This window comes from Nonomuraea fuscirosea, from assembly GCF_035917475.1.
GTDB lineage: Bacteria > Actinomycetota > Actinomycetes > Streptosporangiales > Streptosporangiaceae > Nonomuraea > Nonomuraea fuscirosea.
The window spans coordinates 3,763,763-3,777,368 of the sequence record NZ_CP109074.1 but is presented as its reverse complement, the minus strand read 5'-3'; the positions used below and the strand labels follow the sequence as shown (position 1 = coordinate 3,777,368).

Sequence of the window (13,606 nt, the reverse complement as noted above, 5' to 3'; positions counted from 1 at the left end):
GCTGTGGACGGCGGCATAAATTTAGGTCGAACCTAACATTAGGTTGCCTCGTAAGAGGAGTCAACCTAAAATAAGGTCGAACCTAAAATTTTGTGGAAGACTGCGGCTATGAGCATCGACACCTTGGGCTTGAGGGAACAGAAGAAGCGAGAGACCAGGCAGGCCATCTCTGACCACGCTACCCAACTGTTCCTGGTGCGCGGCTTCGACCGGACCACCATCGCCGACATCGCCGCCGCCGCCAGGGTGGCCAAGATGACCGTGACCAACTACTTCCCGCGCAAGGAGGACCTGGCGCTCGACCACCACGAGGAGTTCGTCGCGGGCCTGGCGCGGGTGGTGGCGGGCCGGCCTCCCGGCGAATCGGCGCTGGCCGCGGTGCGCCGGGAGTATCTGGCGGCGCTGGACCGGCGTGACCTGGTCATCGGCTTCACCGGGCCCGCGTTCGCCCGGATGATCGCCGACAGCCCGACCCTGGTCGCCCGGCTGCGCGACCTGCACGAGCAGCGCGAGCAGGCGCTGGCGGCGCGGCTGACGGCGGAGGCGGAGACGACGGGAGGGGACCCGGTCGTCGCCCGCGCCGTGGCCGCCCAGCTCGCGGCGGCCGACCGCCTGCTCTTCCGCGACCTGCACGAACGCATGCTGGCGGCCTTCCCGAACGACGACGACGAGACTGCGGACGCGCTGGCGCGGGCTCTCGCCGAGACCGCGCGCCGGGTGTTCGGCCTGCTGGAGCCGGCGATCGGCGCGTACGCCGTCCGCTGAGCACGCCGTCGGCCCGGTCAGCGGATCAGCCCTTCCCGCGCCCCCACCCGTTCCCCTCTCCGCCGGACCCCGGCACCGCGCCCTCCCATAGGTTCCCCCGCTCGCGCGGCGGAAAGCTCCTGGAGGCCAACCATTCGATCTCCTCCTCCGCGGTGACGGGAGCTATCGCGGTGGGACGGCGTCCACGTCGAGCAGCTCGTCCAGCGCCTCGCGCAGGTTTCCGGCCAGCTCCCACGCGTCCGGCACCATCTCCCTGTCGGTGACGACGCCTATGTCGAGCGAGCCGTCGTAGGAGAAGGCGGTGATGTTCACGCCGCCGCTCACGTCCGTGATCACCGAGACGGGATAGTGGCTGAGCAGCCGTGCCCCGCACACGTACAGGGGGAACTGCGGCCCCGGCACGTTCGAGACCATCAGGTTGATCGGCGGCGCCGCCTGGCCCACGAGGTCGAACGCGGAGCGTGAGGCCAGCCCCATGAGCGCGGCCGGCATCGACTCGCTGAACTCGCGCAGCCACCGCGCGGGGGACAGCGAGAAGCGGTCCTTGATCCGGTGCATGGCGTGCCGTACGTGGCGCAGCCGCTCGACGGGGTCGGCGACGTGCACGGCCAGCGGCGCGGTCATGATCGCCACCTGGTTGCCCGGCCCCTCGTCGCCGGCCGCCCGCAGCGAGAACGGCACGCCCGCCACCAGCGGCTGGGCCGGCACGCCGCCGTGCGCGGCCAGCCAGCGGCGGAGTCCGCCGGCGCACACGGCCATGACCACGTCGTTGACCGTGACCCCGGCCTTCCCCTCCGCCGGCGACTGGAACGCCTTGCGCACCCGCTTGATCTCCTCCAGCGGCAGCGACACGAAAGCGAAGCGCCGGTGCGCCGACAGCGGCCCGCTGAACGGGGTCCGCGGCGCGGGGAGCGGCGGCAGCTCCGGCACCCGGCCGCTGCCGGCCAGGCGGCGGGCCAGGCTGGAGACGGTCCCGGCGCCGGGCAGCCAGGAGACGACGGGGATCTCGTCCAGGTGCGGGATGGCGCGGGCGGCGAAGCGCACGGCGTGAGCGGGGTTGCCCGCCAGCCTGGCCAGGCCGCGCGCCAGCATGCCCGCGGGTCCCGGCGGGGCCGGGTCGTGCTCGGGCGCCGCCTCGGGCGGCGGGGCGGGCTCGGGCGTGAGGTCGAGCAGCGCGGCCAGCACGTCGGCGCCGCCGACCCCGTCCACGGCGGCGTGGTGGATCTTCGTGTAGAGGCCCATGCGCCCGCCGGACAGCCCGTGGATCAGGTAGATCTCCCACAGCGGGCGGCCGCGGTCGAGGCGGCGGGCGTGCAGGCGGGAGACCTGGTCGGCCAGCTGCCGCTCGTCGCCCGGCGGGGGCAGCCCGATCTCACGTACGTGGTAGTCGAGATCGAGGTCGTCCTCCTGGGTCCAGTACGGGTGGTCGAGCCCCAGGGGCACCGGCGCCAGCTTGCGCCGCATCGCGGGCACGTGCGGGAGCCGCTGCTGGAGCAGGGCCTGCAGATCGGCGCGGTTGACGTCACGGTCGAGGATCGCCAGGCCGGCGATGTTGGCCGGATTCGTGGCGGTCTCGAAGTGCAGGAACTGCGCGTCGAGTGCGGTCAGCTGCGGCATCGTCACACCTCCGTCCCCGAACCAATCAGACCTGATCCGCCAGTTCAAGCGAGCGCGTCGCGGCGTCGGGCTCGGCGAAGGCGAGCAGCCGCAGCCCCTCCTCTTCCAGCGGCTCCAGGCCGGCCGGTCCGAACGGGCTGACGAGCAGTTTGGCCTTCTTGCCCGACCGCTTGATCTGCCAGGTCCCGGCCGCGAACCCGTCGACCAGGTAGACGGCCCGCACCCGCAGGTTCTTGGTGACGACGCGGCTCTTGTGCTCGTCGGCCAGCACCCGGGTCCGGTCCGCGTGGCCGAGGATCAGCGTGTCGAAGTCGGGCAGGAAGCGTACGGGCGCGGGCACGTCACCGCCCGGCCGCGGCGCCCCAGGCAGGTCGAACAGCTCCCTTCCGGCGAAGTCGGTCACTCTGTCCAGCTCCATACCCTCCATGACCTTGCGCAGTCCGTTCAGCCCGGACCAGGTCTGCACGTCGGCGGGGGTGGCCGGGCCGAACGCGGCCAGGTAGCGCTCGATCAGGACCGGCGTGCCGGCGGGCGCCGGTTCGATGCCGGGCAGCCCGAACGCCGCCTCGCGCGGGAAGCTCCACCGGTCCTCGGTCGGCTCCATGATCAGCGGGGTGAGCATGCGCACGGCGTACCCGAGCGCGCGGTCGTACGCGCCGGGGAACTCCGCCAGCAGCCGGGGCCGCAGCTCGTTGAAGGTCATGGGCCCCGCCGCGAGCAGCCGGTCCGCGGCGGCCACCACCGCGTCGAAGTCGATCCCGTCGAAGCGGCGGGCCGCGGCGGCCAGCACGGGCGCCACCTCCGGCCGGAACGCGGCGAAGTCCGCCGCCGTCACCAGGTGCAGCGTGGCCCGCCACAGGGTGGCCCGGACCAGCGTGCGCGCGTGCAGCGCCGCGTGCAGGTCGTCGCGCTGAAACCCCTCCAGCCGGGTCCACATCGCCAGGTAGGGCGGGCGCGGCTCCTGCGCCTGCAGCCCGGCCAGCCGGTGCACGACGTCGGCCGCGTCCCCCTGGTGGCGGGAGAGGAGATGCTGGCGGGCCAGCGTGGCACGGTTGAGGTCGCGGAGGCTGAGCATCTACATATCATGCCCTTCCCCATTAAAGAGGTACGCGCCACATACCCAGCGCTGTCCGACGGCTACGCCTATCTCGACGGCGCGGCCGGCACGCAGACCCCCCGGCCCGTGATCGACGCCATCGCCACCGCCTACCGGACGGGGATCGGCAACGTGGGCGGCGCCTTCCCGGCCAGCCACCGCTCCGACGCCATCGTGGCCGCCTGCCGCGCCGCCGTGGCCGACCTGGTCGGCGGCGATCCGGGCGGTGTCATCCTCGGCCCCAACATGACCACGCTCACCTACCGTCTGGCCCGCGCCATCGCGGGGCCGGGGGACGAGGTGGTGCTCTCCCGGCTCGACCACGACGCCAACGTGCGCCCCTGGACGCAGGTCGGCGCCACCGTACGCTGGGCCGAGGTGGACCCGGTCACCGGGGAGCTGCCGGTCGAGCAGTACGCCGAGCTGATCAACGAGCGCACCCGGGTGGTCGCGGTCACCGCGGCCAGCAACATCCTCGGCACCCGCCCCGACGTGCCCGCCATCGCCGAGCTGGCGCACCGGGCGGGCGCGCTGATGTACGTGGACGGCGTGCACGCCACCCCCCACGGCCCGGTGGACATGCGGGCGCTGGGCGCGGACTTCTACGCGACGAGCGCGTACAAGTGGTCGGGCCCGCACATCGGCGCGGTGGTCGCCGACCCGGCGCTGCTGGAGACGATCAGGCCGGACAAGCTGGCCTCCTCGGCGGACACGGTGCCGGAGCGGTTCGAGACGGGGACGGCGGCCTTCGCCGACCTCGACGGGGTGACCGCCGCCGTGGACCACCTGGCCGCGATGGTGCCGGGCACGGGCAACCGCCGCGAACGCCTGCTGGCCTCCATGAGCGCGGCCGAGGAGCACGAGACGGCGCTGTTCTCCGTCCTCACCGGGGAGCTGGAGACGATGCCGCACGTCACCCTGTACGGCAAACCGGCCAGGCGCACCGCCACCGTGTACTTCAACGTGGCCGGGCACACCCCGCGCCAGGTGGCCGAGCACCTGGCCAAGCGCGGCGTCAACGTGTGGAACGGGCACAACTACGCCTGGGAGCTGACCGGCGTGCTGGGCATCCGTGACACGGGTGGCGCGGTGCGCGCGGGCCTGGTCCACTACAACGACCGCTCCGACGTCGATCGGCTCCTGGAAGGGGTGGCCCGGCTGGCCTGAACCGGAAGCGGATCGTCCGGAACCTGTCCTAACGTGACGGCCATGACCTCTGAATTCCACGAGCAGGACCTGACAGGGGCACGCTTCGAGCGCGTGACCCTGTCGGGCGCCTCCTTCAACCGGGTGAAGCTGGACGGCGCGAGCATGCGGTCGGTCGACTTCTCCGGCGCGCGGATCCGCGGCGCCTTCTTCGAGGGCACCCGGTTGCGGGGCGTCGAGCTGGTCGACGTCGAGATCAGCGGCGAGCTGGGACACGTCGTCGTGAACGGAGTGGACATCGCGCCGCTGGTCGACGCCGAGCTGAACCGCCGCATGCCGGACCGGGCGAAGATGCGCCCCGCCGACGCCGACGGCTTCCGCGAGGCCTGGGCGATCCTGGAGCGGCTGTGGGCGGGGACCGTGGCCCGGGCCAGGACGTTCCCGGAGGCGTCGCTGCACCGCGAGGTCGACGAGGAGTGGTCGTTCATCCAGACGCTGCGCCACCTCAACTTCGCCACCGGCGCCTGGGCGGGACGGATGATCCTCGGCGACCTCTCCCCCTGGCATCCGCTGGACCTGCCGTGGGACGAGGCGCCGCAAAGGGGCGGCTATCCGTGGGATCGCGCGGCCCGGCCCGCGCTCGACGAGGTGCTCGCGATCCGCCGCGAACGCCAGGCCATGGTCCGGCGCGTCATGGAGTCGCTCACCGAGGAGCGGCTGGCCTCCGAGGTGTCGCGTCCCGAGCCCGGCTGGCCGCAGGCCGACAGCTTCCCGTTCAAGGACTGCCTGCTCATCATCCTCAACGAGGAGTGGGAGCACCGGCTCTACGCCGAACGCGACCTGACCATCCTGGAGAAGGAGGGCGCTGGGCAGGCACCTGTCCCGGAGGAGCAGGGCTGACCTCCACGGCGGCAGGCTAGCGGCGCGCGGTGACCGGCCGTCGTGGGGCGCCCAGGCGGGTGGCGGTCTGGGCGAGCAGCGCGCCCGACAGCAGGATCAGCCCGCCCACGATCTGGAACGCGCCCAGCCGCTCCCCCACCAGCGCCCAGGCCACCACCGCCCCGCCGACGACCTCCAGCGACGCCACGGTGACGGCCACGGCGGCCGACAGCCGCCGCACGGCGTTGACCCCCATGATGTACGCGATCACGGTCGCGACCAGCACCATCCACAGGTACGCCAGCAGCACGGGCAGCCGCTGACCGCCGGCGGCGGGCGTGACGGACATCGTGAACGCCTCCCAGTTCAGCGCCCAGGGCCGCGCGAACGGGATCAGCACCACGGCCGCCCCGGTCATCCCCCAGGCGACGAGGCCGAGCGGATCCATCTCCGCCCCGAAGCCATCGTTCATCAGGAAGTATCCGGCGGAGCACGCCGCCGCCAGCAGGCCCAGCAGCAGGCCCAGCGCGTCGAGGCGTACCTCCTGCCAGACCTCGGCGACGATCCCGAGGCCCGCGATCGCGACGACCGCCCCGGCGTACGCGGCCGGCGCCGGCCGGGCTCTGCGTACCAGCCGTACCCAGGCGACCACCATCACGGGCGCCATGTAGACGAGCAGCAGCGCGATCCCCACCGGCAGGCGTGTGATCGCGGCGAAGTACAGCGACTGCACGCCGGCCACCGCCATGATCGCGTACAGGCAGACGAACGCCACCCTGGAGCGCGGGATCCGCAACGCCTGCGGCCTGACCACGGCCAGCACCGCCACGAGCAGCAGCCCCGCACCCGCCATCCGCGCCCACACCGCCTCCATCGGCGCCAGCCCGGCCGCGTCGAGGTATTTGGCCATCGGCCCGGAGAACCCGAAGCACCACGAGGACCCGAGCGCGAGCGCCAGCCCCGCGTACCGCATCCCCATCACCTGCCCTGACATCACGTCCAGCGACGCTGACACATCGAGCGCCCATCGGGCAATCGGATATCGACTCCCTGGTGGGCGTGGCCGGCACTCGGAGCACGTTCAAGCCGGGCGCGGGAGTTCGTTCGAGCCGGGCTCCCGGAGCGGGTTCGAGCCGGTGGGTCCTCGGTCCGTCGTCAGCGGCTCGCCTGCTCGGCGTATTCGAGCAGGTGGCGGACGGCCGTCCGCAGGTCGGCGGCGGCAGTCACGCAGGCGGCGCAGTGGGCGTGCACCGCCGCGCGCAGCCAGGGCGGCGCCGCGCCGGCCGCTTCCAGGGCGGCCTCGATCGCGCGCAGGCGTTCGGTGCAGGCGGTGAGGGCTTGAGCGTCCCTGCGCAGAACCTCGGCGTGCGCGGCGATCGTGCTCTGTCCGTCGGGCATGGCGTCCTCTCAGGCGGGCGGTACGGGAGCGGCGGCGTCCCGGATCGATTGACGAGTGGCCGCCGACAGGCACAGCAGCGGGCGAGCGCCGTCGACTCCCAGTTCGCGCAGCCGCCGAGCCAGCGGATGGGGCGACCGGGGCTCGACGGTCAGCCGCATCGGCGGCGCGGGGTGCAACCGGGCGAGCCCCCGCGCCCGTACGGTCGAACGCAGCAGAGCACCGGCCTCACCGGCGTAACCCACCGAGCCGGGATCGCTCATGGGCAGCCCGGGGCCCAGCCTGCCCTCCATCGTGAAAATCCCGTCGGCGACGACCAGCGCCGACCAGGCCCCCGGCCCGGCCCCGCGCCGGACGCCGACCCGCACGTCCAGGGCCGTCAGGTACGTCTCACCGCCCCACAAGCGCGGGCCGAGCTCACGCGCCATCGGGGTGTCGACCGCGGAGCCGAGCAGGAAGTCGCCGGACCGGCGCAACTCCGCCCGGCGGAACAAGCCACGCCAGCCCGACCACGCGGATCGGCGGCCTGGGCCGGAGACGACGATGCCGATCTGCAGCTCGCGGTGGCCGCCCGCACTGCTGCGCCGGTTCCAGGCCGCGTGCACGCCGACCAGGGCCCGGCCCGCCACCAGCAAGGGGGCGAGCCCGCTGCCCTTCAGCAGCCGGGCCGCCACGCCCGGGCGCGCGGCGAAGTAGGCGGTGAGCGCGGAGCCGTCCCGGCACCGGATCGGCAGGTCGGCCGTCGCGCCGGCGGTCTCGACCGGGCGCGTGGGCACGGTCAGGAAGGGGAACTCCCCCGGGTCCGGCGGCCGGTCGAACAGCAGGTACGCCTGCGAGCGCACGACCGGCCCGTGGAAGGGCTTCAGCCGTTCGTCGATGTGCTCGCGGGCCTCGGGCAGGTCGTCGGCGAGGTTGGCCAGGTAGTGCTCGATGCCGTGGCAGAGCGGGAACAGGTGGGTGGAGTCGGTGTAGTCGACGGCGTACCAGCCGGGGTGCAGGTCGAAGCAGGTGCCGGCGCCCTGTCCGTCGAGGGTGGGGACGAGGTCGTGCTGGTTGGTGACGCTGGCCACCCACGTTCGCGGGTCGGCGGGCCGTTTGAAGTCGACGGGAGCGCCGACGGCGATGGCGTGGGTGACGCGGTGGCGGGCGCAGAAGCCGGAGTCCTGCGCCAGGTTCATGATCGCCGCCCCGCCCGCGCTGTGGCCGACGAGCGCGAGTTCGGCGTCCGGGGGCAGCCCGTAGTCGGCCACGGCCTGGGCCAGGGCGCGGCTGTAGGGGCTGCTGTCCAGGACGGCGCTGCTGAACGCGCCGAGCAGGTCCTGGGGCGAACGTCCGTCGGGGTGTCCCACCCGCATGCCCGGCGCCTGGAGGATGTGGCGGATCACTCCGTCGGGGCCTTCGACGCTCTGGATGAGGGCCCGTCCGGTGGTGCCGATCGTGCCGATGTTGCCCAGGACGTCCAGCAACGATCCTCGTGTGCTCAGCCGGGCCGACTCGGCCGGGGTCGGCTCGACCCGGCGGGCGGCTCCTTCACCGAAGTCGAGGAGCGCGACGGCCCTGTTGCTCATGCCCGTGACCGGGTCGGCGGTGGCGAAACCCCTCCCGGTGGCGATCAGCCAGGCGGTGGCGTCGTTGAGCGGGTTCTCGTCCAGCAGCGCACGCAACGCGAGCACCTCACCGAAGACGGGGGCGAGCAGGCTGAGCGCCCGCACCGCGCCCCGGTCCTTGAGCAGGGCACGCAGCGCCCGAACGGCCTCCAGATCCCGATCCGCGGCGGCGGCCTCGATGAGCCTGACCACCAGAGGATCCTCGCTCAGCTCAGGATGATCGACAGCCACGGCCGCCACCCGCAACCGCAACGAAGCAGCCAGCACCCGAACAGCCAGACTCTCACCTCCCAGCATCGCCCCGACCTTCCCGGCCAACGTGGCCAGCACACCGAAGACGGCCGAGCTCGTCGAACCGGTCAACGCTGCGGTGGTCGGAGTCGCTGCGGTGGGCGCGGTGGGTGTGTGGGTGCCGGTGAGCGCGTAGCCGAGGCCGTGCCGGTTCGTCGCGGCTCGCAGCAGCGCGCGGTAGGCGGGACGGCCCGTGGCGGGGGCGTGGGGCAGGGCACGGAGCAGTGCGGTGTCGGTGAGGGCGGCCGTGGTGTGCGCCGCCGCGTCCTGGATCAGGATCGCGATGTCCACCAGTTCGCGGGCGGCAGCGCGCAGCGACCCCGCCGGGTCCTCACCGTCGTTCGCGACGGCGCCGGTGGGACCGCCGGTGGGACCGCCGGTGGGACCGCCGGTGGGAACATCGCCGCCGTTCACCACCGCATCCGCCGAAACAGCACCGGCGGTCACGGTCGCAGCCGCAGGGTCGTCGGCGACCGCGTCCGCCGGATCGGCGCCGCTGCTCATGGGCGGGTCCGGCGGGACATGCTGATGAAGCGGGGGGTCGGGTCCTCGGGGGTGTTACGGCGTACGACGTCGGCGAGGGTGCGGGTGGCGGTGATGACGCGGGCGCCGTACGGGGAGAAGGTGGCGGCGTTGAAGACGCGTGGGGCCAGGAGCGGGTTGGTGAGGGCCTGGGAGAAGGCGTCGATCGCGATGATCTTGGTGAGCAGCGGGGGCAGGATGGCGTCGGGGCATCCGGGTTCTTCGGCGAACAGTCCAACGTACAGGTCGATGTCGTCCACGTCGCGATAAAGCTCGCGCAACGCACCACTGATCCGCGGATCACCGTTGATGTGCTCGAAGCGACGTACCGCCGGAAAGCGGCAGTGCTCGCGGTAGCTGTTGTACGGCGCCAGCCCGAGCGCCCGGGACTCGGCGATGCTGGCCGTCTCGATCGGGTGCAGGACGGGGTCGGTGTTGAACAGGCCGATGCGGCCGGCCCGCTGGCCGGAGGCGTCCTCGAAGAGCCGGGCCAGGCCGGCCTCCGGGATCAGCGGCCCGGCGAGCAGGGTCTCGGCCAGCGGCAGGTCGCGCCCGCCCACCGACAGGCGGGACGGGATCAGGCTGTGCCAGCGGTAGACGAGGTTGAACTCGACCGACGCCCAGTTCTCGCGGTGCCACGGCGCGCGGGCCAGCGCCGCCGACAGCCGGGGGTCCAGGGTGAAGCGGAAGTGGTAGGGGGTGATGTGGTTGATGTACTCCTCGACGACCAGTTTGATCAGCAGCACGATGAGGACGTTGCGGGCCGTCTGGAAGAGCCGTTCGTCGTCCCAGCGCGGATGACGCCGGGCCAGCAGCCGGGCCACCCGGTTGTGCTCGCGCAGGAACAGCACCGTGAGCATGGTGAAGCCGATCTGGATGTTGCCCCGGTCGCTGCCGGTGGCGAACAGGGTGTCGCGTCGCGCGTCGGTGAGTTCGTCGAAGTCGATGACGCTCAGCGGGGCGAACTCCGGTTTGATCTTGCCGTGTTCGCACAGGTAGGGCGGGAACTCGCCGCCGTTGATGAGCCGGCTCTTGAGCTGCCCGCCTTCGAGCGTGCGCAGCGCGGTGGTCGCCACCGCGTCGAGGCCGTACACCTGGTTGAGGTCGATGTGGTGGTTCGAGCTGTTCTTGCGCGGGTCGCGCGGGACGTTCGCGTCGCTGCGCAGGAAACCGTCGGTGAACCATTGGGCGAAGTACGCGAACAGCACCGTGGAGCGCCGGCACGGGACCATGGACTCGCCGCGGGCGAACAGGCCGGCCGCGACCTCGGGAGCGGGCCGGCGATCCTCGTCGGCGTGCACCGGCGGCAGGTGCCTGCCGCTGTAGGTGCGGTCGGTGAGTGAGGCCCACGAGGTGTAGTCGGCCATCGTGCTCAGCGGCTCGGGGCGCGGCGGCATCTCGCGGACCGCGTGGTCGATCAGCGTGGCGTTGACCCGGCGGCGTAGCGGCGGGCACTTCTGCACCAGGTCCCAGAACGGCCGGCCGTTGGTCAGGGCCAGGAACCTGAGCCGGTTCGCCAGGCCGTCCGTGGCGATGCCGCGCGCGCTCGCCGGGCGTCGCGCCGCCATCGGTCCTCCTGCCGCCACCGATCCTCCCGCCGTCACGGGCCCTGCCGGCGTCGTCGATCCCTCCGTCGTCGTCGGTTCCTTCCTCGTCATCGGCCCTCCTGCCCCTTCGCGCCGGTTCCGAGGACGAACGCGTCGGGGAAGATGCCGAGTGACCGTTCGACGCGGCCTCGCGGTGGCGGCAGCAGGCGTACGCCGGGGCGCAGCAGCAGCAGGCGGCGGACGGTCTCGGCGATCACGGGGCCGGCCACGTGCACGCCGAGGCAGGCGTGGTGGCCCGAGCCGAAGAACAGCCGGTGGTGGCGGGGACGGTCGAGGCGGAACTCCTCGGGCCGGGGCACCACGTCCGCGTCGAACATCGCCGACGCCGGCGCCGCGAGCACGAAGGTGCCGGCCGGGATGAGCGTGCTGCGCGGGGTGCCGGCGGCCAGGACGTGATCGCGCTCGCACAGCCGGGGGATCAGCTTGAAGAACGGGCTGAACCGCAGCGCCTCCCAGACGTACGGGTCGAACCGGTCGGGGTCGGGGGCCGCGGCCACGGCCTTCGCGAGCACGTCGGGGCGCAGCAGGAGCTGTTCGACCGCCTCCGCCATGGCCCCTGGCGCGCTCTCCACGAAGCCCAGCGGCATGCCCGCCATGTTGGTCACGATGCGTTCGTCGGTCAGGCCGGTGCCGGCGGGCAGGGACGAGCGGACCAGGCGGGTGAAGACGTCGTCGGGCAGGTCTCGTCCCGCCGCCAGGTCGGCCCGGTGCCGGGCCATGAGGTCGCGCAGGTGGGCGACCAGTTCGGCGCCCGCCTGCTCGGACGCGGCCCGCATCGCCGGGTCGCCGACGAAGTTGGCGAAGCCGTCGGCGACGACGGCCCGCGTCCAGCGCGACAGGGTGGCCTGGTCGGGTCCTGGCACGCCGAAGTAACGCGCGCACACGGCGAGAGCGACGGGCCGGAACAGCGCACCGACCGCCTCCACGCTCCCGTCCGAAGCCCCACCTGAGAGGGCCGCGTCGAGGAGGTCGTCAGCGAGGCGGCCGGTCAGGTCGCGGACCCGGGCCGCGTCGCCCGGGTCGAGGATGGCCTGCATCAGGCCCTTCTCCCGCCAGTTCATCGGGGTGGCGTCCCGCCCCAGCATGAACGGCGCGCCGAGCGCGGCGTCGAGGCGCGGGCCGAAGGCGCGGACGGAGAAGACCTCCTCGTGCGACAGCACCTCCGTGACGTCGGCGAAGCGGGTCACGACGGTGAAGGCGGGGGTGACGAAGACGGGCCGTCGTTCGCGCAGCTCGGCGAACAGGTTGCGCCAGTCGGTCCGCATCCACTCCCTGACCAGCCCGAACGCCGACATCGGGGCACGGGCGAGAGCCTGCTCGTACGCCTCCAGGTAGCCGCCCGCGGTCGTCTGTTCGACAGCACCCATGGCGCAGACCTCCACCGATATCGGAACGAACGGGCATGATCACACTGTGCAATCACAATCTATGGAGAGGGCCCGGCTTTCCTTCATGGCTACGGCGCGCATTGTTTTGCTTCCTGAGAGTAACTGATCCGTCACTGCGGGGACATTGCCGCGCTCCAGGGGGCTGGCCCTTCAATGGGGACCTCATCCTCTTGTCGCACCCGTGGGGGTAACGTGACGTCACCCATGCCGCAGCCGGACCCCACCGGAACGAGCAGGGCGGAGACGGTGACGGTCACCGCCGGCCGCCGCGCGGCCTATCTGGTCGTCCTGATCGTCCTGCCCGTGCTGCTGCCGGTGCTCGCGATCCCGGCCGCCTGGGGCTGGGGCGTCGGCCCGCGTGACCTGGTCATCGCGGTCGTCATGTACCTGGTGAGCATCTTCGGCATCGCCATCGGCTACCACCGGCTCTTCACCCACCGCGCCTTCAAGGCGAACCGGCCGCTGCGGCTGGCGCTCATGCTGGCCGGCGGCCTGGCCGTGGAGGGCTCGGTGTCCTTGTGGGCGGCCGAGCACCGCCGCCACCACAAGTACGCCGACCGCGAGGGCGACCCGCACTCGCCGTGGCGCTACGGGGACAGCGGCCTGGCGCTGCTGCGCGGCATGCTGCACGCGCACATCGGCTGGTTCTACACCGCCCGCCGCCGCTCCAGCCGCGCGCACTGGGTGCCCGACCTGCTCGCCGATCCCGACGTGCGGCGCTTCGACGCCGCCTATCCGCTGGTCGTGCTGCTGTCGTTCGCGCTTCCCGCCGCCGCGGGCGGGTTGTGGTCGATGTCGTGGGCGGGCGCGTGGAGCGGGCTGCTGTGGGGCGGGCTGGTGCGGTACGCCGTGGTGCACCACGTCACCTGGTCGGTGAACTCGATCGCCCACACCTTCGGCGACCGGCCGTTCCGTACCAGGGACCGCTCGTCCAACGTGCGCTGGGTGGCGCTGCTGACGCTGGGCGAGGGCTGGCACAACTGGCACCACGTGGAGCCGGCCTGCGCCCGCCACGGCGTGCTCAAGGGCCAACTCGACCCGAGCGCGCGGCTGATCCGCTGGTTCGAGCGGGCGGGCTGGGCCCACGACGTGCGCTGGCCCCGCGCCGACCGCCTGGTGGCCCGGACGAGCAGCTCGACGACCAGCTCGACGACCGGCCAGATCACCGATCCGACGGCGGGCCGGATCGCCGCCCAGGTGACCGATCCGACGAGCGGCCGGATCTCCGAACGCGGCGCTGGCCCGCCGTCCTGAGGCGCGTGCCGTCCCCGTCTCCGGTTCCCTCATCGTCC

The 13,606-nt window shown here is 72.7% G+C and carries 11 protein-coding genes; 4 read left to right on the top strand and 7 right to left on the bottom strand.

Annotated features, from left to right (window positions below):
* Positions 1 to 108 precede the first annotated feature (108 nt).
* Positions 109 to 765, top strand: a complete 657-nt coding sequence (locus tag OIE67_RS17060) for a TetR/AcrR family transcriptional regulator (RefSeq protein WP_326641408.1) — start codon at positions 109 to 111, stop codon at positions 763 to 765.
* Positions 766 to 927: 162 nt separating this feature from the next.
* On the opposite strand, the gene OIE67_RS17055 is transcribed toward OIE67_RS17060, so the two are convergent.
* Both OIE67_RS17055 and OIE67_RS17050 read right to left on the bottom strand, forming a co-directional pair.
* Positions 928 to 2,382, bottom strand: a complete 1,455-nt coding sequence (locus OIE67_RS17055; protein WP_326641406.1) for a WS/DGAT/MGAT family O-acyltransferase — start codon at positions 2,380 to 2,382, stop codon at positions 928 to 930.
* 25 nt (positions 2,383 to 2,407) lie between these two features.
* The gene (locus OIE67_RS17050) at positions 2,408 to 3,457 is read right to left on the bottom strand and encodes a winged helix DNA-binding domain-containing protein (protein ID WP_326641404.1); all 1,050 of its coding nucleotides are present in this window, start codon (positions 3,455 to 3,457) and stop codon (positions 2,408 to 2,410) included.
* 9 nt (positions 3,458 to 3,466) lie between these two features.
* Here OIE67_RS17050 and OIE67_RS17045 point away from each other — a divergent pair, with 9 nt between their 5' ends.
* Positions 3,467 to 4,645: a cysteine desulfurase-like protein gene (locus OIE67_RS17045; RefSeq protein ID WP_326641402.1), complete on the top strand. Its 1,179-nt coding sequence runs from the start codon at positions 3,467 to 3,469 to the stop codon at positions 4,643 to 4,645.
* A 42-nt stretch (positions 4,646 to 4,687) separates the two neighbouring features.
* The gene (locus OIE67_RS17040; RefSeq protein ID WP_326641400.1) at positions 4,688 to 5,524 is read left to right on the top strand and encodes a DinB family protein; all 837 of its coding nucleotides are present in this window, start codon (positions 4,688 to 4,690) and stop codon (positions 5,522 to 5,524) included.
* Between the two features lie 16 nt (positions 5,525 to 5,540).
* Here OIE67_RS17040 and OIE67_RS17035 read toward each other — a convergent pair whose 3' ends face one another.
* From OIE67_RS17035 to OIE67_RS17015, 5 genes are all read right to left on the bottom strand, one after another.
* On the bottom strand, positions 5,541 to 6,497 hold the full coding sequence (locus OIE67_RS17035; RefSeq protein WP_326645377.1) for an EamA family transporter: 957 nt from the start codon (positions 6,495 to 6,497) through the stop codon (positions 5,541 to 5,543).
* Between the two features lie 161 nt (positions 6,498 to 6,658).
* Positions 6,659 to 6,901, bottom strand: coding sequence for a hypothetical protein (locus OIE67_RS17030; protein WP_326641398.1), 243 nt, complete (start codon positions 6,899 to 6,901; stop codon positions 6,659 to 6,661).
* 9 nt (positions 6,902 to 6,910) lie between these two features.
* The gene (locus OIE67_RS17025; protein ID WP_326641396.1) at positions 6,911 to 9,301 is read right to left on the bottom strand and encodes a hypothetical protein; all 2,391 of its coding nucleotides are present in this window, start codon (positions 9,299 to 9,301) and stop codon (positions 6,911 to 6,913) included.
* On the bottom strand, positions 9,298 to 10,887 hold the full coding sequence (locus tag OIE67_RS17020) for a peroxidase family protein (RefSeq protein WP_326641394.1): 1,590 nt from the start codon (positions 10,885 to 10,887) through the stop codon (positions 9,298 to 9,300). The genes OIE67_RS17025 and OIE67_RS17020 overlap by 4 nt, the downstream gene beginning before the upstream one ends.
* An 86-nt stretch (positions 10,888 to 10,973) precedes the next feature.
* Positions 10,974 to 12,293 (bottom strand): cytochrome P450, encoded by a 1,320-nt coding sequence (locus OIE67_RS17015; protein WP_326641392.1) that lies wholly within the window; start codon positions 12,291 to 12,293, stop codon positions 10,974 to 10,976.
* A gap of 225 nt (positions 12,294 to 12,518) precedes the next feature.
* Between OIE67_RS17015 and OIE67_RS17010 the strand changes: the two genes are divergently transcribed.
* Positions 12,519 to 13,568, top strand: coding sequence for an acyl-CoA desaturase (locus tag OIE67_RS17010; protein WP_326641390.1), 1,050 nt, complete (start codon positions 12,519 to 12,521; stop codon positions 13,566 to 13,568).
* Positions 13,569 to 13,606 lie beyond the last annotated feature (38 nt).

Bases quoted from the DNA above. Each gene is read 5' to 3' on its own strand.
- OIE67_RS17060 (WP_326641408.1), top strand. From the start codon at position 109: ATGAGCATCGACACCTTGGGCTTGAGGGAACAGAAGAAGCGAGAGACC.
- OIE67_RS17055 (WP_326641406.1), bottom strand. From the start codon at position 2,382: ATGCCGCAGCTGACCGCACTCGACGCGCAGTTCCTGCACTTCGAGACC.
- OIE67_RS17050 (WP_326641404.1), bottom strand. From the start codon at position 3,457: ATGCTCAGCCTCCGCGACCTCAACCGTGCCACGCTGGCCCGCCAGCAT.
- OIE67_RS17045 (WP_326641402.1), top strand. From the start codon at position 3,467: ATGCCCTTCCCCATTAAAGAGGTACGCGCCACATACCCAGCGCTGTCC.
- OIE67_RS17040 (WP_326641400.1), top strand. From the start codon at position 4,688: ATGACCTCTGAATTCCACGAGCAGGACCTGACAGGGGCACGCTTCGAG.
- OIE67_RS17035 (WP_326645377.1), bottom strand. From the start codon at position 6,497: ATGTCAGGGCAGGTGATGGGGATGCGGTACGCGGGGCTGGCGCTCGCG.
- OIE67_RS17030 (WP_326641398.1), bottom strand. From the start codon at position 6,901: ATGCCCGACGGACAGAGCACGATCGCCGCGCACGCCGAGGTTCTGCGC.
- OIE67_RS17025 (WP_326641396.1), bottom strand. From the start codon at position 9,301: ATGAGCAGCGGCGCCGATCCGGCGGACGCGGTCGCCGACGACCCTGCG.
- OIE67_RS17020 (WP_326641394.1), bottom strand. From the start codon at position 10,887: ATGGCGGCGCGACGCCCGGCGAGCGCGCGCGGCATCGCCACGGACGGC.
- OIE67_RS17015 (WP_326641392.1), bottom strand. From the start codon at position 12,293: ATGGGTGCTGTCGAACAGACGACCGCGGGCGGCTACCTGGAGGCGTAC.
- OIE67_RS17010 (WP_326641390.1), top strand. From the start codon at position 12,519: ATGCCGCAGCCGGACCCCACCGGAACGAGCAGGGCGGAGACGGTGACG.